Origin of the sequence: Citreicoccus inhibens, from assembly GCF_019039035.1 — a bacterium.
GTDB classification, from domain to species: domain Bacteria; phylum Myxococcota; class Myxococcia; order Myxococcales; family Myxococcaceae; genus Citreicoccus; species Citreicoccus inhibens.
The window spans coordinates 71,844-91,426 of sequence record NZ_JAHNZT010000018.1 but is presented as its reverse complement, the minus strand read 5'-3'; the positions used below and the strand labels follow the sequence as shown (position 1 = coordinate 91,426).

At 70.5% G+C, this 19,583-nt stretch carries 17 protein-coding genes; 8 read left to right on the top strand and 9 right to left on the bottom strand.

Features of this window, described 5'->3' with window-relative positions:
• Positions 1-4: 4 nt before the first annotated feature.
• Genes KRR26_RS21215 through KRR26_RS21185 form a run of 7 tightly spaced genes read left to right on the top strand, consistent with a single transcriptional unit; the run spans position 5 to position 6,384 of the window.
• Positions 5-847, top strand: coding sequence for a RimK family alpha-L-glutamate ligase (locus tag KRR26_RS21215; protein WP_120209302.1), 843 nt, complete (start codon positions 5-7; stop codon positions 845-847).
• On the top strand, positions 844-1,884 hold the full coding sequence (gene argC / locus KRR26_RS21210) for an N-acetyl-gamma-glutamyl-phosphate reductase (protein ID WP_217080670.1): 1,041 nt from the start codon (positions 844-846) through the stop codon (positions 1,882-1,884). Before KRR26_RS21215 ends, argC begins: the two co-directional genes overlap by 4 nt.
• A gap of 12 nt (positions 1,885-1,896) precedes the next feature.
• Positions 1,897-2,754 (top strand): family 3 encapsulin nanocompartment shell protein, encoded by an 858-nt coding sequence (locus tag KRR26_RS21205; protein ID WP_120209300.1) that lies wholly within the window; start codon positions 1,897-1,899, stop codon positions 2,752-2,754.
• Between the two features lie 2 nt (positions 2,755-2,756).
• Complete coding sequence (locus KRR26_RS21200) at positions 2,757-3,704, top strand: sulfotransferase (protein ID WP_120209299.1); 948 nt, start codon at positions 2,757-2,759, stop codon at positions 3,702-3,704.
• A complete protein-coding gene (locus tag KRR26_RS21195) occupies positions 3,682-4,455 on the top strand; it encodes an SDR family oxidoreductase (RefSeq protein WP_120209298.1) in 774 nt (257 codons plus the stop codon). Before KRR26_RS21200 ends, KRR26_RS21195 begins: the two co-directional genes overlap by 23 nt.
• Complete coding sequence (locus tag KRR26_RS21190) at positions 4,452-5,318, top strand: [LysW]-aminoadipate kinase (protein WP_120209297.1); 867 nt, start codon at positions 4,452-4,454, stop codon at positions 5,316-5,318. The genes KRR26_RS21195 and KRR26_RS21190 overlap by 4 nt, the downstream gene beginning before the upstream one ends.
• The gene (locus KRR26_RS21185; RefSeq protein ID WP_120209296.1) at positions 5,305-6,384 is read left to right on the top strand and encodes a M20/M25/M40 family metallo-hydrolase; all 1,080 of its coding nucleotides are present in this window, start codon (positions 5,305-5,307) and stop codon (positions 6,382-6,384) included. Before KRR26_RS21190 ends, KRR26_RS21185 begins: the two co-directional genes overlap by 14 nt.
• Positions 6,385-6,387: 3 nt before the next feature.
• Here KRR26_RS21185 and KRR26_RS21180 read toward each other — a convergent pair whose 3' ends face one another.
• Both KRR26_RS21180 and KRR26_RS21175 read right to left on the bottom strand, forming a co-directional pair.
• Complete coding sequence (locus KRR26_RS21180; RefSeq protein ID WP_120209295.1) at positions 6,388-7,623, bottom strand: MFS transporter; 1,236 nt, start codon at positions 7,621-7,623, stop codon at positions 6,388-6,390.
• 49 nt (positions 7,624-7,672) lie between these two features.
• On the bottom strand, positions 7,673-9,634 hold the full coding sequence (locus KRR26_RS21175; protein WP_217080669.1) for a HEAT repeat domain-containing protein: 1,962 nt from the start codon (positions 9,632-9,634) through the stop codon (positions 7,673-7,675).
• 253 nt (positions 9,635-9,887) lie between these two features.
• On the opposite strand from KRR26_RS21175, the gene KRR26_RS21170 reads away from it, so the two are divergent.
• Entirely contained in the window at positions 9,888-11,069 is a 1,182-nt protein-coding gene (locus KRR26_RS21170; protein ID WP_120209293.1) for a hypothetical protein, read from the top strand.
• A gap of 94 nt (positions 11,070-11,163) precedes the next feature.
• Here KRR26_RS21170 and KRR26_RS21165 read toward each other — a convergent pair whose 3' ends face one another.
• The 7 genes from KRR26_RS21165 to KRR26_RS21135 form a co-directional block, all read right to left on the bottom strand.
• Positions 11,164-12,273, bottom strand: coding sequence for a Hint domain-containing protein (locus KRR26_RS21165; RefSeq protein WP_217080668.1), 1,110 nt, complete (start codon positions 12,271-12,273; stop codon positions 11,164-11,166).
• Between the two features lie 87 nt (positions 12,274-12,360).
• Positions 12,361-13,308 (bottom strand): Hint domain-containing protein, encoded by a 948-nt coding sequence (locus KRR26_RS21160; protein WP_120209291.1) that lies wholly within the window; start codon positions 13,306-13,308, stop codon positions 12,361-12,363.
• Positions 13,309-13,343: 35 nt separating this feature from the next.
• Complete coding sequence (locus tag KRR26_RS21155) at positions 13,344-14,672, bottom strand: SBBP repeat-containing protein (RefSeq protein ID WP_120209290.1); 1,329 nt, start codon at positions 14,670-14,672, stop codon at positions 13,344-13,346.
• Between the two features lie 11 nt (positions 14,673-14,683).
• Positions 14,684-15,502 carry a hypothetical protein gene (locus KRR26_RS21150; RefSeq protein ID WP_217080667.1) on the bottom strand — a complete coding sequence of 273 codons (819 nt, stop codon included), beginning with the start codon at positions 15,500-15,502 and terminating at the stop codon, positions 14,684-14,686.
• Between the two features lie 121 nt (positions 15,503-15,623).
• Entirely contained in the window at positions 15,624-17,210 is a 1,587-nt protein-coding gene (locus KRR26_RS21145; RefSeq protein WP_120209288.1) for a S8 family serine peptidase, read from the bottom strand.
• A gap of 92 nt (positions 17,211-17,302) precedes the next feature.
• Positions 17,303-18,085 (bottom strand): hypothetical protein, encoded by a 783-nt coding sequence (locus KRR26_RS21140; protein ID WP_217080666.1) that lies wholly within the window; start codon positions 18,083-18,085, stop codon positions 17,303-17,305.
• A gap of 93 nt (positions 18,086-18,178) precedes the next feature.
• Positions 18,179-19,111 (bottom strand): hypothetical protein, encoded by a 933-nt coding sequence (locus KRR26_RS21135; protein ID WP_120209286.1) that lies wholly within the window; start codon positions 19,109-19,111, stop codon positions 18,179-18,181.
• Positions 19,112-19,583 lie beyond the last annotated feature (472 nt).

Below are 19,583 nucleotides of genomic sequence, written 5' to 3'. Positions count from 1 at the left end.
GCCCATGGCGACGATCGACCTCGTCTACACGCGCCTGCGCGCCGAGGAGCGGCTGATTCACGACGCCCTCCGCCGGCGGGACTGCGTCGTGCACATGCACCAGGACGCGGACCTCGTGCTGTCGTTGGACAAACGGCCCTGGTCCGAGAGCGACACGGTGCTCATGCGCAGCATGTCCTTCACGCGGGCGCGCTACCTGGCCACCTTCCTGGAGGTGAAGGGGGCACGCGTGCTCAACAGCGCGCGCGCCATCTCCACTTGCGGAGACAAGGCCCTGACGTCCGCGGCGCTGGCGGCGCGCGGCGTGCGGCAGCCCTGGTCGTTCGTGGCCTTCGATGAGGAAGCGTGCCTCGCGGAGATCGAGCGGCGGGGCTACCCCGTGGTGACGAAGCCGGTGCTGGGCTCGTGGGGTCGCATGGTGGCGCGCATCGACTCGCGCAGCGCCGCCGAGGGAATCCTGTCCACGCGCTTCGGCACGGGCGGCGCGCAGGACCACGTGGCGCTCGTGCAGCAGTACATCGACAAGCCGGGCTATGACTTGCGCGTGTACGTGATGGGGCGCGCGGTGGGCGGCATGCGCCGACGCTCCGAGCATTGGATCACCAACACGGCGCGCGGCGCGGTGCCGGAGCGCTACGAGGTCCCCGCCGCGCACGCGAAGCTGGCAGAAGAGGCCGCGGCGGCGGTGGGCGGCGACATCGTTGCGGTGGACCTGCTGGAGACGCGCGAGGGCGAGGTCTACGTCAACGAGCTGAACCACTGCGTGGAGTTCGGTCGGAGCATCGAGCAGACGGGCATCCCGCTGCCGGACCTCATCGCCGAGCACGTGCTGGGAGTCCGGCGATGACGGTGCGCGTGGCGGTACTGGGCGCGGCGGGCTACACCGGCGGCGAGGTGCTGCGCCTCTTGCTGGCGCATCCGGCCGTGGAGGTGGTGCAGGCCACCTCCGGCCAGTTCGCGGGCAAGCGGTTGGACTTCCCGCACCCGCACCTCCGGGGGATGAGCGCGCTGCGCTACGCGCCCCATGACGCGCTGGAGCCGTGCGACGTGCTGGTGAGCTGTCTGCCCTCGGGCGAGCTGCTCCAGCGCTGGGCGCGCGTGGCCCCCCTGGCCGAGCGCGTGGTGGACCTGAGCGCGGACTTCCGCCTGGACGCCGAGGGGCATGCGCGCTGGTACCCGCAGAACACGCGCCCCCCGGGCCTGCCCACGTTCGTGTATGGGCTGCCAGAGTGGATGGGCGAGTCGCTCGCGGGCGCGCGCTTCGTCTGCATCCCGGGGTGCATGGCGCACGCGGGGCTCCTGGCCCTCATCCCGTTGATTCGCGCGGGCGTGGTGAAGCCCGAGGTCGTGGTGGACGCGAAGACGGGCTCGTCGGGCGGCGGCTCCACGCCGGGGCGCTCCTCGCATCATCCCGAGCGCGCCAATGCGCTGCGCTGCTTCCGGCCCGTGGGGCATCGGCACACGGGCGAGCTGGAGGACGTCGTCTCGCGCGTCACGGGCGTGCGGCCCACCGTCCACTTCAGCGCCACCGCCGTGCCGGCCGTGCGCGGCATCCTGGCCACCGTGCATGCGTTCGCATCGCGCCCCGTGGACGAGGCCGAGGTGGCGCGCGTGCTCGCCATGGCCTACCGGGACAAGCCGTTCGTGCGGCTCTTGCGCCCCAACTCCGCCGCGTCGCCGTTCCCGGAGCCGGGCCCGCTGACCGGCACCAACCACTGCGACCTCGCGGTGTCCGTGGATGCCGAGCGCGGACGCATCGTGGTCAACGCCGCCATCGACAACCTGGTGAAGGGCGCGTCAGGCACGGCGGTGCACGCGCTCAACCTCATGCTCGGGCGTCCGGAGACCGAGGGACTCGGCTTCCGGGGGCTGCATCCCCTCTAGGAAAGGAATCCCATGAGCTCGCTTGTCACGACGGCGGACGTGTCTCCCGGCAGGGCCTTCGCGGAGGCGTGCCACCAGCAAGGCGCGCAGGCGTCCGTCTCGTTCAACACGACCATCACCGACGCCTTCCCCGGCTTCAAACGCCGCCCGCGCATCGCGGTGCGCGGCATGTTCAAGGTGGCGCGCGCGGAGAAGGACCCCGTGCCCTATTGGTACGAGACGCACCCGCGCACCGCGCCCACCGTGAAGGTGGAGGACGTGGAGCTGCGTCCCGAGGCGGCCTTCGAGTTCCATCAGGACCAGATGGCCCTGAAGCCCACCACCGCGTGGATCCAGGTGCCTCGGCCGCTGTTGGAGGACCGCGAGGCGCTGGCGCAGTTCATCGACTTCCGCCTGCTCGTGCGTCTCAACACCGCGGAGAACCAGGCGCTGTGCATCGGCAAGGGCGGCGAGCGCGTGCGGGGCCTGCTGGAGACGCCGGGCATCCGCCGCCTGCCGCCGCGCAAGACGCCCGTGGCCTCGCTCCTGGCGGCGTGCGCCGAGGTGGAGCAGATGGGCGGCTCCGCGGACGGCATCATCATCAACTCGCTCGACTTCTACGCGCACCTCGTGGGCCAGAACGGGCTCCTGGGTGACCTGGCCAGCATGGGGGTTCGCATCTGCCGCACGCGCATGGTGAGCCCGGGCACCGTCATCGTGGGGGACTTCACCGCCGCAGCCACGTTGTTCGACAGCGGCCGCTCGGTCATCCGCTTCGCGCAGCCGCCGCCGGGCATCTTCCCGCGCGAGGGGCTGGCCGCGTACGGCGAGGTCTACACGGCCCTCACGGTGCACCTGCCCACCCACTTCTTCGTCACCGCGTTGGTGTGACGATGGCGGACGCGCCCGTGCTCACGGTCCTCTACATCACCGGCTGGTGCCGCAGCGGCAGCACCATCCTCGGCAACGTGCTCAATGAGCTGCCGGGCGCCTTCCACGTGGGCGAGCTGAGCTTCCTCTGGAAGAACGCGTACGGCCACGGCTCCAACACCTTGTGCGGCTGCGGCACGCAGTTGGTGGACTGCGCCATCTGGAAGGCCGTCCTCGAGGGGCCCGCGCGCGCGGCGGACGTGGTGAAGCGGCAGCAGGCCGCCGTGCGCACCCGACACACGTGGCGCGTCCTGGACGAGGCGGGCGAGTCCACGCCACTGCGCGAGCACGCGGCCTTCCTCGCGCGGACCTACCGCACCATCGCGGACGCGACGGGCAGCACGGTGCTGGTGGACAGCGGCAAGTTCCCCTCCGAGGCGGCGCTGCTCCCGCACGTGGAAGGCATTCGCCCGCTGTACCTGCACCTGGTGCGCGACCCGCGCGCGGTGACGCACTCGTGGACGAAGACGAAGCAGTACGTCGTCCCCATGTCCGCGGCCCGCAGCACCGCGTACTGGGTGGGCTTCAACGTCGCGTCGGAGGAGGTGACGCGCCGCCACCCGAGCGCGTCCGTCTTCCTTCGCTACGAGGACTTCATCGCGGCGCCGGGCGCGACGGTGGACACGCTGCTCGACCGGATGGGCGTGGACCGCGCGCGCAATCCGGTGGATGGGCGCACGGTGGTGCTGGGAACGAATCACACCGTCACCGGCAATCCGGACCGCTTCCGCAGCGGCCCCACGTTGCTGCGCGGCGAAGACGATGCATGGCGGGGCGAGCTGTCCGCCTCGGCCCGCGCCACCACGCTGGCCATGGCCTGGCCGCTGATGGCGCGCTACGGCTACTTCTCCGGCGCCGCCCCCGTCGCCGACTCCAGGAGGGACGTGCTTGGAACTGGGACTCGCCAATAAGGTCGCGCTCGTCGCCGGAGGCTCCAGCGGTCTGGGGCTCGCGGTGGCCGAAGAGCTGGTGAAGGAAGGCGCGCACGTGGCCATCGCGGCGCGTGACCCCGAGCGCCTCGCGCGCGCGGAGCGCATGCTCACCGCGGTGGGCCGAGGTCGGGTGCTCGCCTCTCCCATGGATGTCCGGGACGGGGCGGCCATGCGCCGCTGGGTGGAGCTGGTGTCCGGCAAGCTGGGCGGCCCGCACATCGTGGTGACGAACAGCGGGGGACCCCCGCCGGGACCCGCCACGGGCTTCGACGTGGACGACTACCGCGACGCGACGAACGCGGTGCTCCTGCCGCCCATCGGGTTGGCGCTCGCGGCGCTGCCGTACATGAAGCGGGCGGGCTGGGGGCGCTTGCTCTTCATCACCTCCGAGACGGTGGTGCGCCCGGTGGCCCGGTTCGCGCTGTCCGGCTTCGCGCGCTCGGGCATCGTCGCGTTCGCCCAGGCGCTGGTGCAGGAGCTGGGCGACTCGGGCATCACCGTCAACGTGCTGGCGCCCGGCTACACGCGCACGCCGCCGGTGGAGCGCACCGCGGGCGCCTCGGGCGACCTGGACGCGGGGCTGCGCGCCATGGCCGCGCACATCCCCATGAAGCGCGTGGGGCGCGCGGACGAGTTCGCCGCCGCGGCCGTGTTCCTCGCCAGCGAGCGCGCGTCCTTCATCACGGGCACGGTGCAACTCGTGGATGGTGGCGCGAGCGTGATGGGATGAGCGCCACGTCCGTTGGCCACGCGGGTCCTCCCGTGGTGGTGAAGATTGGCGGGGCCGCGGGCGTGGACCTGGACGGCGCCTGCGAGGACATCGCCGAGCTGACCCGGCGAGGCGAGCGCGTGGTCGTCGTCAACGGGGGCTCGGACGCGGGCGAGCGGCTCTTGTCCTCGCTGGGGCTCGCGCGCCGCGAGGCGACGACGGTGAGCGGCAACGTGGTGCGCCTCACCGACGCGCCCACCCTGCGCGCGCTCACCATGGCGTGGGTGGGCGAGGTGAACAAGGCCGTGGTCCTCGCGCTGCTCGCTCGGGGCGTATCCGCGGTGGGGTTGTGTGGCGCGGACGGCCGGGTGCTGACCGCGAATCGGCGCGCTCCGCTGAAGCTCCAAGAGGAGGGGCGCGTGCGCATCGACCGGGAGCATCTGGCCGGGGAGGTGACCGACATCAACGTCGCGTTGCTCGACGCGCTCGCGTCCGTGGGGCAGGTGCCCGTCATCTGTCCCCCGGCGGTCACTGCGGACCATGTGCTGGTGAACGTGGACGCGGATCAGGTGGCCGCCGCGCTCGCGGTGAGGCTGGGCGCGCGGGCGCTGGTGATGCTGTCCAACGTGCCCGGGCTCCTGGCGGACCCCGCGGAGCCCTCCTCGCTGGTGCGCGAGAGCGACGATGCGCGCGGCAGCATGCGGCTGGCGCGTGGGCGGATGCGCTACAAGTTGGAGGCCGCGGCGCGAGCGCTGGAGGGCGGGGTGCCCGTGGTGCATGTCAGCGCCGCTCGCGCGGCGCGGCCCGTGTTCTGCGCGCTGGAGGGACTGGGGGGCACGCGGTTCACCCAGCCGGGAAGGGCGGTGGCGGATGCAGGCGCGTGAGCCGAGCATCGCGTTGTTGCGGTGGATGGTCGAGCACTACAGCCCGAGCCATCACGAGCAGGCCTTCTCGCGCGCCCTCGTCGAGCGGCTGGGCCGCCAGGGCTGGCGCGCGCACACCGACGAGGTGGGCAACGCCATCGCGAGCCACGGGGAGGGGGACACCGTCATCGCGCTCCTGGGCCACATCGACACCGTTCCCGGCGAGGTGCCCGTCCGCATGGACGGTGACACGCTCTATGGCCGGGGCGCGGTGGACGCGAAGGGCGCCATCGCCGCGTTCGTCGAGGCGGTGGAGTCGCTGACGGCGTCCGAGCGCGCCGGGAAGAGGTTCCTGCTCCTGGGCTGCGTGGAGGAAGAGGTGGCCATCACCCGGGGCGCCTTCCACGTGAAGGAGCGCTACGCACCTGATTACGTCATCAACGGCGAGCCGAGCGGCGCGCATGCGGTGACGATTGGCTACAAGGGCCTGTTGCGCTTGGACCTGGAGCACCGCGCGGCGCGGCGGCACACGGCCAGTCGGGACTACCGCGCGTCCGCCGAGCACGTGGTGGAGGCCTGGAATCTGCTCAGGCGCGCGTGCGACGCGTGGAACCGCGAGCGCACGTCCTTGTTCGAGCAGCACCTCCCCTCGCTCAACGCCTTCCACACCGGGGCCACGGACGAGGAGGAGTGGGCCACCGCCGCGGTCAGCATCCGCACGGGGCCTTCCACCGACGTGGAGCAACTCCTCGCGCTGTTGAGCGAGGTGCCCTCGGTCACCGTGCGGACGGTGTCGCGCAAGGCCGCGGTCTCCACGGCGGGCCACGATGCGCTGTCACGCGCCTTCAAGCAGGCCATCCGCGAGCGGAACGCGCGGCCCACGCTGCGGTTGAAGACCGGCACCTCGGACTGGAACACCGTGGCGTCCGCGTGGAACGTCCCCATCGTGGCGTACGGCCCTGGGGACTCCTCGCTGGACCACACGCCTCACGAGCACATCACCGTGCCCGAGTACGAGGAGGGCGTGGCGGTGCTGACGCGCGTGCTGGCCCTGCTGCCCCCGAAGGGGACACCGTCCCCCACGTGAGGCTCAGGTGCCCAGGGACGCCAGGCCCCGGGGGCTGAGCGCGCGCGTGGTCAGCACCAGGACGAAGAAGCCGAGCGCCGCGGTGGCGGTGACGAGGCGCACGCCCAGCCGGTCCGCCAGCTCCGCCTGCCCCGCGACGCCCACCGTGTAGCCCAGGTTGATGAACACGGTGAACAGGCTGCTGATGCGCGCCTGGAGCGCGAGCGGCGCGCGCGCCTGACACACCGTCTTCAAGCCGCTGAACGTCAACAGGTACACCGCGCCCAGGACGAACAGGGCCGCGGTCGCCATGGGCAGGGTGGGGGACAGCCAGTAGAGCGCGGTCGCCGGCCCCAGCACCACGAGCGCGCCCTCCAGGAGCCTGCGCTGTCCGATGCGTCTCGCCGCCGCGCTGGCGAGGAAGGCCGCGATGACCGCGCCCGTGCCCTGCGCCGTCACCAGCATCGCGGTGGCCGAGCTGCCCAGGTTCAGCACGCGCAGCGCGAAGACGGGCACCAGCCCGATGAACGGGGTGATGAGCAGGCCCACCCCCAGCACCGCGAGCAGCGCGAGGAAGATGCCCGGGTCCTCCCAGGCCAGTCGCGCGCCGTCCGCCAGGCCTCGCCACAGGGGCTCGCGGCGCGTGGCCGCGGGGAGCGCGCCGCCGCGCACGCGCGTCATGGCCAGCAGCACCGCGCCAAAGGACAGCGCGTTGATGAGCAGCGCCCAGGTGATGCCGCCCGCGGCCAGCACCAGCGCCGCCAGCGCGGGCCCCACGATGCGGCCCAGGTTGAACTGCGCCGAGTCCAGGCTCAGCGCGCTGTGCAGGTCCTCGGCGGGGACGACCGCGGCGATGAGGCCCGTGGCCGCCGGGACGAAGATGCTGTTGAGGCTGCCATTGAGCAGCGACACGATGGCGATGGCCGGCACGGTGAGGTGGTCCGTGTAGGCCAGCGCCGCGAGCAACGCCGCGAGCAACGCCTGCGCACCCACGCACACGGAGAGGAACGCGCGCCGGTCGAACCGGTCCGCCAGCACGCCGCCCAGCGGGGACAACACGAGGGACGGCAGGTACGTCAGCGACGCGACCGCGCCCGTCCAGGCCGCCTCGCCCGTCACCTGGGTGACGTGGACGCCCAGCGCGATGGACTCCATCCACGTGCCGATGTTGGACACCAGGGTGCCCGTCCAGATGGCCGCGTAGTCGCGGTGCGAGAAGGCCCGGAACGAGGCGAAGCGCGGCGAGGAAGGAGCGGACACGGGGCTCCCTTCTAACGCAGCCGCCTCGCGCCCGCTCGTGACAGGAACGTCAGGGATGCTGCGCGCTCGCCAGCGCCCCCAGGAAGCCGAGCGCGGACTGGCGGATGTTGGGGTTGGTGTCGTGCTGGCTCGTCCAGGTCAGCAGGGGGAGCGCCTGGGGCAGCGCGCCCAGGTTCGCGCCCAGGAGGCCGACGACCGCGGCCCGCACCGCGTCCGCGGTGTCTCGCTGGAGCACCGTCCCCAGGGTGGGCAGCAAGGGGGGCAGGGCGCGGAAGCTCGCGGCGAACACGGCGCTCTTGCGCACGTCCGGCGAAGGGTCCTCCAGCATGCGCGAGGCGAGCAGGCGGTCCGCCTCCGCCTCGGGCACCAGCCGCAGCGCTTCCACCGCCGCCTGTCGCACGGGGACGGAGGGCGAAGCCAGCGCCTCCCGGAGGGTGGTCAGCGCCCCCGGGTCACGCGTGTTGCCCAGCGCGCGCAGGAGGAGCGCCTGGTCCTCGGGGGACTTCGCCGCGCGGTAGCGCGTGCCCAGCTCGCGGGACAGTGCGTCCGCGCCACTCGCGTCGTCGTCGCGCAGCTGGAAGGCGGAGTTGCCCAGCGCCAGCGCCGCCGTGTCGCGCAGCTCCGGGTGCGTGTCGTTGCCCAGGTCCCTCAACGCCTGGATGCCCTCGGTGGACGGCGTCTCCGCCATGCCGAGCGCGGCCACCGCGTCCGTGCGCACCGGCACGCCCACGGCGGCGTCATCCACCACCTTGGACAGCGCGCTCAGGGCCTCGGGGGTGCTCGCCGCGGACAGCGCGCCCAGCATCGGGCTGGCCGCCAGCGGCTCCATCCCCTCATGCAAGAGGCCGGGCACCTTGGCCGCCTCCTTGGGCTCCAGGAGGAACAGGGCGCGCAACTGCTCCAGCGCGTGCGTGCGCGCGTCGTCGCGCTCCTTCTCGTCCTTGGGCAGCGAGCGCAGGTCCTTCACCAGGTCGTCGAAGCGCTTGCCCGCGAGCAGCCGGCGGTACTGCTCCTTGGGATCCTGCGGCGCGGACTGGAAGCTGGCGAGCGGCACCGCGGTCAACCGCGAGCGCTCCCGGTCCAACAGGCCCACCAGCGTCGAGTCGCGCCCGCGCTCCAGCAGCTTCAGGCTCACGTGCAGCGAGTGGCTCACCTTGGGCATGCCGTCGCCCGCATCCACGCCGAGCTGCTCGTCGCCCTCCAGCAGCTCGGGCCACACGTCGTCACCCACGTCGATGACGGCGCGGGTGCGCGCATCCAGGCGCAACTTGCTCGCGTCCACCTCTTGGAGTCCCTGCGAGGTGGCCACGTGCGTGTAGCCCCGCTTCGACTTCTCGAAGCGCTTCGCGCCCAGGCGGCGGTACGCGGCCCGGTAGAGCCCCGTCGCGTCCTGCTCGTCGCTCTCCCAGCTCTCTTTCGGCGCGCCCGCCACCACGAACTGGGTGGAGGCCACCAGCGAGCGCAGGATGCCCTGGGCGAGCACGTCCAGCCCCGGCTCCACGTGGACGGTCCGCACCGCGCCCGTGCGCTCCATCGTCAGGAAGATGGGCAGCGCCAGGCTCGTCGTCAGCGCGGCGCGCATCTGCGGCTCCAGCGCGTCTCGCCCCTCCACCGTCACGGATAGGTCCGTCAGCAGCAGCGCCGCCCGCGCCTCGACCCCCGTGTCCCGCGCTCCGGTGATGCCCACGCGCCACTCGCCCTGCACATGGAAGCGCATCCCCGGTGGCACCTGGGCGCCCGCCTGCGACGCCACGAACGTCACCTGCTGCGTGGTGTCCACCGCGTAACGGAACTGCTGGCCCGGCACCCACGCGCGCGTGCCATCGGGCGTGCGCGTGGGCTCGGGCTCATCCGGTGAGGCCGCGGGCCGCGGCGGCCGCGCGGTGGGCCGGGCATCCGCCACGGGCGGAGTCCCGGAGTCCTCGTCCGCGCGGCTCGCTCCCCACCAGCCCACGATTCCCAGCACCACGGCGAGCAACAACAGGAGGCTGTGATGACGCTTCCAGGGCATGCGCATGCCCCAATCGCTAGCATGCTCGCCGGCCTCACGCCTAGTGCGTCTCGAAAGATTCATGCGAGTTTTTGCGGGGTGTCATGCCAGGAGAGGGCCCCGGTCAGGGTTTAAAAATCTGTCAGGAGCGCCATAAAACTGACGCACTCTTAGTGAAATCGAATTGACACTTCATGCGTTGCGAAAGTATGACCCGCATTGTTTCCGCGTTTTGCAATGTAAGCGGAGACAAAACCAAGCAGGAGGGGGTCCCATGCATAAGTTGCGTCTGTTATCCGGCGTCGCCGCGGCGGTTTGTGCCGTCGTGGTTCCTCAGGTCGCGCTGGCGCAGGTGCCGTCGTATTCCGATCCGGTTGTCTATACGGTGGACACCGGCGCGTTCCCGGCGACGACGTATCCGTCTGGCTACCAGCTGGACAACAACTATCCCTGGAAGTCCTCGTACCCGTTCTCGCCCAACTACACGGCGTCCGAGCAGCAGCTCATCATCAATCAGGAGGTCTCGCTGACCCACGGCACGCTGGGCACCGACCCGGCGGATGGCAAGCCGAACATCTCGATTGACCAAGGGGTCATCCCCGAGGCCAACACGCAGAACGTCCAGCCGGCGGTGACGGTCACCAACGACAGCGCGTCGCTGCCCACGGGCAACCAGCCCTTCACCAAGAGCTATTTCCGCAACGAGGGCCTGGGCAACAGCCTGTTCGGCGCGGGCTATGTCATCGACGCGTCCATGACGGCCACGCCGTCCACGGGCGTGGGCGAGAAGCGCGTGGAGGCCTATGCCGAAGGCAAGGTGACGGCCACCGCGTTCAGCTTCCAGAAGGAGATTGTCCGAGGGCGCGCTGAGATTTCCGGCCAGCAGGGCGGCAACAACAGCGGCACCGCGAAGGTGTACGCCATGGGCCAGCAGATCTGGTCCGGCAACCTCTTCTACAGCTTCGAAATCACGCCCATCAACTGGAGCCGCACGTTCTTCTCCGCCTCGAAGACGTTCATGGTCGGCCCCGTTCCCGTGCGCGTCGCGGCGTCCGTCAGCGGCGGCGTGAAGCTGACCGTGACGGGCCAGATTGGCCCCACCGTGGCCCGCCTGACCGCCACCCCGGGTGGCTGGGCGAACGTCACGGCCTCCGCGGGCGTGGACATCATCATCGCGGGCTTTGGTGTCGAGGGCAGCCTGACCCTCATCAACATCAACCTGCCGGCCTACGCCGAGCTGTTCTGGCCCTTCTACTCCCTCGACTGGACCTTGAAGGCCACGCTCAACCTGAACGCCCTGGCCGGTACCCTCAAGCTGTATGTCCGGATTGGCTTCTGGATCTTCAAGAAGACCTGGTGGCTGACCATCGCCAGCTGGGGCGGTATCAACCAGAGCTACAACCTGTACACGAACAACGGCTCGCTGATCCTGGGCATGGACCCCATGGGCATGTGACGCCCGGGTGAGTCCTTTCACGGCCCGGAAGGTGTCATTCCGGGCCGTGTCTCAGGGTAATTATTGACGCACTTGAGGTGAATGCTGGCGATGTCTAGGGGCGGGCGGGGAGGACAGAATCCGGGACGTTGGCTCGCAGGAGCAGCCGGTTCAGCTCATTCACATACTCGCTCTGGAAGCGCTGCGAGCCGCTGAGGAATCCCTGGGCCACGAGGATGTTGGACGTGGGGTCGGCGGTGACGGGGCGCACGTTGTGCGCGCGGACCCACTCGAGTGACTTCTCCACGGAGACGATGGCGTCGGACTTGCCGCTCTGGGTGACGAGCGCGTCGCCCACGCCCAGCTCGCGCGCCTTCTTGAGGTTGCCCTCGGGGACGACGAGCGGGTGCTCGGTGGTGACGCGCAGCACGCCGCCGGACCCGGTGTGGAAGGTGACGATCTCCTGCTCGGAGATTCGCTGATCCAGCGTGTAGTGCTCCACCGGGTTGTCCATGAAGGTGAGCGACGCGAAGGTGGCGTCGGGCGTGAGCGTCACCAGGTCACGCCGGCCGGTGGCCAGGGCCTCGCCAATGGGCAGGGGCCCGGTGGACAGGAGCACCTCCTGGTCCGGCGTGTAGCAGCCGGGCTCGCAGAGGGCGTCCATCTGCACGGCGACGGGCTTGTAGGTGCCGGCCAGGTTCTGGATCTGCGCGCCGCTGTAGCCCGCCGTCGCGGAGCCCGGGGCGCCGGGCCCGGGCCAGGGGGCGTAGGTGTTGTTGGGGTCCACGTACACCGGATACAGCCAGGTGCCCGCCAGCGCGGCGTTGTTCGCCTCCATCGAGAAGGCGGAGTCCCAGAACCGCATGTCCAGGCCCCCCCACTGCGTGAGGCCGTAGGGATTGCCCTGCTGCCAGCGCTTGGCCCACTTCTGCCGCCCATTGCCCTGGTCGATGTTGAGCTGATCGTACGTGCATCGGTAGTTGTAGGGGACCCAGGTGCCGCCGCCGCCCCCGCCGCCCCCGCCTCCCGGATCGTTGGGGTCGCTCTGCATCAGCAAGGCTTGGGGGAGGTCGGACTGCGGAGGGGCTTCGACGGCGGCGGCGGTGAGCGAGCCACCCAGGGTCAGGATGAGCAGCGATGGTGACAAGGCATTGCGCATGGCTTCCTCGGTGAGGACGACGGGCGGGTGCGACAGGGAGTGCCACGACAGGACGCGACCGGGCACCGCGCGTGGAGCTCCACGGCGGTGCCCGGTCTGGTTCAGCGACCGGAGCGCCCGCGCGGGCGCGCCCCGGCCTTCAATGACAGGCGCTCAGGGCGTGAACGGGATGACGGAGTCCGGGACGTTGTCGCGGAGGATGAGGCGGTTCATCTCCTCCACGTACTCGCTCTGGAAGCGCTGCGAGCCGCTGAGGAAGCCCTGCGCGACGACGATGTTGGAGGTGTAGTCCGTGGTGACCGGGCGCACGTTGTACACGCGCGTGCGCTCGATGGACTTCTCCACCGAGACGATGACTTCGAACTTGCCATCCTGGTTCACCAGGCGGTCCCCCACGCCCAGCTCGCGCGCCCGCTTGAGGTTGCCCTCGGGGACGACGAGCGGGTGCTCGGTGGTGACGCGCAGCACGCCGCCGGACTCGGTGTGGAAGGTGACGAGCTCCTGGTCGGCCGCGTCACGGTCCAGCGTGTAGTGCTCGACCGTGTTGTCCATGAACGTCAGCGCGGAGAACGTGGCGTCAGGGGTGAGCGTCACCAGGTCCATCTGGCCGGACTCGAGCGCGCTCTGGATGCCCATGGGGCCGCTGGACAGGAGGATCTCCTGGTCCGGGGCGTAGCACCCGGGCTCGCAGAGGCCGTCCATCTGGATGGCGGCGGGCTTGAACGTGTAGGGCACGTCCTGTTGGATCTGCATCCCCGTGTAGGCGGCCGTGGTGCTGCCGTACGCGCCCGGGCCCTTCCAGGGCGAGTACATGTTGTTGGGGTCGACGTAGATGGGGTACAGCCACACCGGCGTCGCCATGCCGGCGGCCTCGTTGGCCTCCTGCGAGTAGGACGAGTGCCAGTAGCGCATGTCGAGCCCGTTCCACTGCGTGGTGGCGTACGGGTTCTGCTGCTGCCAGCGCTTGGCCCACTTCTGCCGGCCATAGGCTTGATCCGAGTTGAGCTGATCGAAAGTACACCGGTAGTTGGAGGGCGCCCAGGCTGCGAACGCGGGCGTGGACAGCACCAACGCCCCGAGGACTGCGGTGAGTTTCTTCATCGTGTCTACTCCCCTATCTGGTTGGTGTTGCGCTGCTACGGTGTCGTCGCGAACTTCACGGCGAACACGTCCTGGCCGCCCGAGTTGGAGCCCGGGCCGGCGAGTTCTCCGCTGGTCGTTCCCACCGCCACCGCCGTGGTCGCGCTCGTCAGCACGATGTCGCGCGCGTCATCGTCCGCGCTCGTGCCCCACTGCCAGGCGCGCACGCGGTTGCCATAGCGATCGAACTTGGCGACGAAGGCGTCCGTGCCGCCGTGGTTGGCGTCGAGCGTCATCTGCCCCGTGGTCCAGCCGGCGACGTACGCGTAGCCCTGCGCGTCCACGACGAGGCCGGTGGCGAGGCTCATCTTGTTGGCCGCGCCAATGCGCTTGACCCACTTCAGGTCGCCGTTGTTGGCGTCGTAGCGCATGAGGAAGGCATTGGGGATGCCGTCGTTCTCCGACTGGCCCGTCTCCAGGTTGCTGTAGGACATGGCCAGCACGTAGATGCGATCGGAGCCGTCACGCGCGACCTCCAGGGCCGCGTCGATGTCGGGCGTGCCCTTCTGGCGGGTCCACAGGGTGGCGAAGCTGCCGTCGAGTTGGCGGACGAAGACGTCCGTGGAGCCCGCGGCGGTGTTCGAGCCCATGGAGCCCTGGGTGGAGCCCACCACCCAGGACGCGCCGTCCGCGCGCGTGCACACGCCCTCGCCGCGGTCATTGGCGAAGTTGGAGGAGCCGAACGCGGCGCGGCCCACCGGCTGGCCCGAGAGGTTCAGCTCATCCATCACCACGTCGAAGTCGTAGTTCTCCGCGTTCTGCGCCGCCCCCGCCATCAGGAGGTTGTCATTGGGGCGCAGCGTCGCGCTCAGCGCGTAGTCCTCGCCCGCGGTGCCTCGCTGGAAGATCCACGCGCGGTTGCCATTGGCGTCATAGCGGGTGGCGAAGATGTCCGAGCCGCCCGCGGTCATCTGTCCGGGCATCGAGTCCGAGGTGAGGCCCACCACGTAGGCCGAGCCGTCGCTGGCCGCGACGACGTCCCACGCGGAGTCGTCCCCGCGCGAGCCGAGCTGGTGGGCCCAGGTGAACAGGAGGTTGCTGGCCAGCTTGGCGATGAAGATGTCCTGCCCGGCGCTCTGCTCGGACGGCTCGCCGAGCGCGCCGTCGGTGTTGCCCACGAGGTAGAGGCTCCCGTCGGGGGCCTGGGTGACGGCCGACGGGCGGTCCGTGCCGGTGGTGCCAAACTGGAGCAGCACGCCGTCGCCGAGCTCCTGGCTGTGGACGACGGGTGCGAGGGATTGCTGCACGTCCTCGGACGCCGGTCCGCACGACGTGCCGAGGCACAGGATGCCGAAGGAAAGCCACCACCGCTGATTGAAAGACATTCGGAGACGCCTCATGGGTTGGGTTGCGGTTGTTGCTGCTGCTGCCTCGCCAGGGCCCAGAGCGCGTCGAAACGCGTCCGGGCATAGACGAGGAGGTTCGCGTACTCACTGCCCTGGGCCTGGGCCTGGGCGATGAGCTGCTCGGCGCGCGGGCGGTCGTTGTGGAGGAGGATCATCATCAACTCCACCTTGTCCCCGGACAGCGAGCGTCGCAGGGCCTGGTCCTGGGTGGCGTTGAGGTTCTGCGCCGTCACCAGCGACTCGACCGTGTCGAGCACGTGCGCGCGCTCGGGGTTCTCGGCCCATTCGAGCGCCATGCCCAGGTACTCGGTGCGGTACAGGCGCAGGAATTGGTTGTCGTCGTTGAAGGTGGTCTCCGACTCGGCCAGGAGGTCCTTCTTGGCCGCGTCGAGCTGCTCGCGGTCTCGGTAGACCGCGTGGAGTCGCTCGCGCTCGGCGGGCGTCTGGAGCACCTTGCGCTGGAGCGTGCGGAACTCCGCGAGGTCCGGGTGCCGCTCCATCATCTTGTCGCGCAGGTCATCCACGAACATGCGCGGGCGGCCCTTGTCCGCGCTGTCGCCCGCGTGGCGCGGCTCGGTGATGACCACGGCCGAGGGCTGCTGCTCGGGCGCGCTGCGCGGGCTCGTGCGCGGCGCGGGGCTGGGCGTGGCGGGAGCCGGAGCCTGGGCGGTGGCCACTTCGGGCGCGGGCGGCGGCGGGGCCGGATGCAGCAGGCTCCACGCGGCGAAGCCCGCGGCGGCGAGAAGGCCCGCGGCCCCCACGCCCAAGAGTGTCTTCTTCTTCTGTGGCGGCTGGGTGGGAAGGGACATGGTCGGCTCGGGTGAAACAGGGGACGGACGACGGGGAGGCGGCGGCCCCGTTCCGGAAGAGAGGGAGCAGGGCCGCCGCCGCCTTCACGCCCCGGCGTGGGGGCGCCGGGGCGTGGAGCGACTAGAAGAGGTTGAGGCGGGTGAGCGCGGCGCGCAGGTTGGGGCGGTTGCCAATGCGGCGCGCGTCCGCGGCCTGGGCGCTGCCCGTGCTGGAGAGCACGTCACGCAGCGCGAGCGGGCTCAGCGGGAAGCGGCCGTGGCCACGCAGGGCGCCCTGGATGACCGCCACGGTGCCCGTGACGATGGGGGACGCGCTGGACGTGCCGCTGAACGTGCCGGTGTACCAGCTGTCCTCGGTGCCGCCGTTGTAGAGGTCGCCGTAGCCGGTGGAGACGACGTTCTCGCCCCAGCCGTTCACGTCCGGGCGACCGCCGAAGTTGGTCCAGCACATGGGCACGCGGCCATTGGCGGAGCCGGCGGCCACGACGATGGCGCCGGAGTCGCGCGTGTCGCGGTTGAAGAGGCCGCCGTACGCCGGGTCATCCATGTTCACGCTGCCGTTGCCCGCGGCCTCCACCACGGACGTGCCGTTCAAGGTGGCCTGGCTGATGGCGTCGAACTCGGCCTGCCAGTACTCCATGGCGATGTAGTTGCACTGGCCGAAGTTGCAGGTGCAGGGCGTGGCGTCCGCGGGGCCCTGGCGGTGCAGCTCGATGAGGACGACGTTGCCCGGGCCCGCCGCGACGGCGGCGTTGGCGATGGCGCTCGCGGCGCTCTGGGCGCCAATGGCCTCGAAGCCCGGCGAGGCGCCGTGGGCGATGCCCGTCACGCCCACGCCGTTGTTGCGGCCCACCATCTCACCCATCACCGCGGTGCCGTGGTTGCGCCACGCCGGGTCATTGAACTGCGTGCCGCCCATGTGGAAGAAGGCCGGCAGGTCCTCGTGCGTGGTGCGCCAGGCGCCTTCCACGTCCACGATGTTGACGCCCGCGGCGGTGCCACCGGCCACGGTCCAGGCGTAGAGCGCCTCGACGCCGTTGGGCGCCGCGCCCAGGTAGCCCTGGCTGCCCTGGAGGTTGCCCACCGCGCTGAAGCTGAAGGGCGCCGCGGTCGTGGGCCCGGTGAGGGCCGCGGGCTCGGTGACGGGCTCGGCGTACGCCGTCTCCACGCTGGGCAGCGCGTCCAGGCGGGCCACCAGGGCCTGCACGTCCGCGAAGGTGGTGCCCGCGCGCATGGGCAGCTCCACGTAGAGGTTCAGGTCGGCCAGCTCCTGGCCACCGCGCAGCTCGCCCTCGCTGCGGCGCGCGTCCAGCAGGCGCTCCTCGGCCTTGAACAGGCGATCCATGCCGAGCGCGCGGGGCTCGTCCCCGGCCAGACGCACCAGCGCGTCCACGTCCGACTGGACCTGGAAGGCGGACAGACCGCGGGCGGTGAGCTGGTTGCCCTCGCGCGCGCTGCGCTCGGCGGCGAACTGGGAGAGGCGGCCATCGCGCACGCGCACGTGGGTGCCCTCATGGAACTTCACCACGACGCGGGGAATGGCCACGTCGGCGCGCAGGTCATGCAGCCCCTTGCGCGGCAGGAGCCGGGGGGCCAGCTCGCCCGTGCCGCGCGTGTCCGCGGCGGCGGCGGGAAGGGCCAGCGACATGGCGAGCGCCATCATCAGCCGGCGGGAAGCGACACTCTTCTTCGACGTCCTTGCTTGCATGAAACAGCCTCCTGGGGTGACTACAGCCGTCCGTCGCCCCGGGCCCTGAAGGGCCCGAGGTCGGGGTGTGGGGTGGGGAAAAGGGATGGGCGCTACTTGTTCGCGAGCGCCCACAGCGCGTCGAAGCGGACGCGGGCGTTCTCCAACAGCGGCGCCAGCCGGGTGCCCTGCGCCTGCGCGAGGAGCGCCTCGGCCCGGGGCCGGTCGTTGTGCAGCATGACCATGAACAGCTCGACCTTGTCGCCCGCGAGCGAGCGCCGCAGCTCCAGGTCCATGTCGGGCTTGATGTTCTGGGCGAGGATGAGCTCCTCGACGTCCTTCATCAGCGCGGGGCGCTCGGGGTTGTCCTTCCACTCGATGCTCATGCCCAGGTACTCGACCTGATAGAGCCGGCGGAACTGGGCGTCGTCATCGAAGCGCGTCTGTCCTTCGGACAGCAGGTCCTTCTTCGCCGCCTCGATGACCTTGCGATCCTGGTAGAGCGCCTGGAGGGATTGCGTCTCGTCCGCGCGGCGCAGCACCTTGCGCTGCAATTGGCGGAAGCGGGCGAGGTCCGGGTTCTGGGCCATGACGCGCTGGCGCATGGAATCCAGCGGCGAGCCGGGACGTGCCAGGGCTTGCGGCGTGGGTGTCTGGGTTTCGAGCGGCGTGCCCACGACCACGGGATGGGGGGTGTCCAGGGGGCGGCCCGGCACGGTGGGCGAGGGCCCCTCGAACGAGGGCAAAGGCAGCCGAGGCGCGGGCGTCTGGGCGACGGCGACGGGGGGCGGCACGGGCTCGGGAGCGCGGAGGCGCAGCCAGGCGAAGCCCGCGGCCACGGCCAGCGCGCAGGCAATCAAGGACAGCACGGACTTCGAGCGGGCACGGCGTGCCATGGCGAGGCCTCGGATGGCTGGGAATGGGCGGACGGACCCCCGCGGGGAGCGCGGGAGCCGTCCGGATCAGCGTGAGTCAGACAGCGGCCGGGACTACGGGATGAGCGCGTCCGGAACGTTGGTGCGGAGGATGAGGCGGTTGAGCTCCTCCACGTACTCGCTCTGGAACCGAGCGGAGCCGTTGAGGTAGCCCTCGGCGACCAGGATGTTGGAGGTCAGGTCCGTGCTGGTGGGGCGCAGGTTGTACGCCTTGCCGAACCAGGTCTCGCCCTGGATGGAGACAATCTCGTCCGGGGTGCCGTCCTGGCGGACCAGGCGCTCACCGATGACGAACTCCTTGGCCTTCTTGAGCGTGCCGTCCGTGGTGACGAGCGGGTGCTCGAGCGTGACGGACAGCTTGCCGCCGGACGCCATGCGGAAGCGGAGGATCTCCTGGCGCTCCGCGTTCTTGTCCACCGTGTAGCGCTCCACGGTGTTGGGCGCGAGCGTCACCTTGTCCATGGAGGCGTCCTTGGACAGGGTGACCAGGTCATCCACGCCGCCCGCCTGGGCCTTCTCGATGGGCAGCGCGCCGCTCTGGAAGAGCACCTGCTGGTCCGGGGTGTAGCAGCCCGGCTCACAGACGCCGTCCATGAGGATCTGCACCGGCTTGGAGTTGAAGTTGAGCGCGAAGATCTGATCGCCCGTGAAGCCCGCGGTCGTGGTGCCCGGAGCTCCCGGCCCCTTCCACGGCTCGTAGTTGTTGTTGGGGTCCACGAACACCGGGTACAGCCAGGTCTGATAGGTGTTCAGCGCGTCGCGCGCATCCGTGTCATACACGGTGGCCCAGAAGCGCTGATCCTTACCCGTGGAGATGTTGTACGGATCCGCGTCCGCCCACTTCTTGGCCCACTGCTGGCGGCCCTTGGCCTGATCGCTGTTGAGTTGATCGAACGTGCAGCGGTAGTAGCTCGGAGCCCACGCCGCCATGGCCGGCGCGGCAAGGCCCAGGGCGACAACGAGGGTCGGCAGAGACAGCTTGTGCATGCTTCCTCCTGCGGTTTTGGTGTTCCACGTTCCCTGTCGCCAAAGAACGTGAGGACGACAGGGAGCGTCGCCCGCGCCGGGGCGCCACGGCCCCGGTGGGTCCGGTGCGCGTCGTGCGTCCTCAGGCATGGGATGTCATTGACCACGCCTCCGGCGGAGGCAGGTCGACGTCTGCGGGATGTCTGGATTTGCGGGGGGCCGCCCGCGCTCGAGGCCGAGTCGCCAGGACTGGCGTCAGGGGCCGCTGAACTGAGAAATGCCTGGGTCTGCCTTTCCAGGAGCCCGCCCGGGTACACAGGGCCGGGTCTGGCTAGACTTCACTCCGTGTGAATCGGCGCCGGGGCGCGACTTCCACCGAGTCATGAATTCCCCCCTCAGGGAGAGTGACGGGCCGCGGCAAGGCGATTCCCTCACTCCGTATGATTTATAATACATGGAGTGAAGACGCGCGCAAGGCGGTTTCTTGGATTTC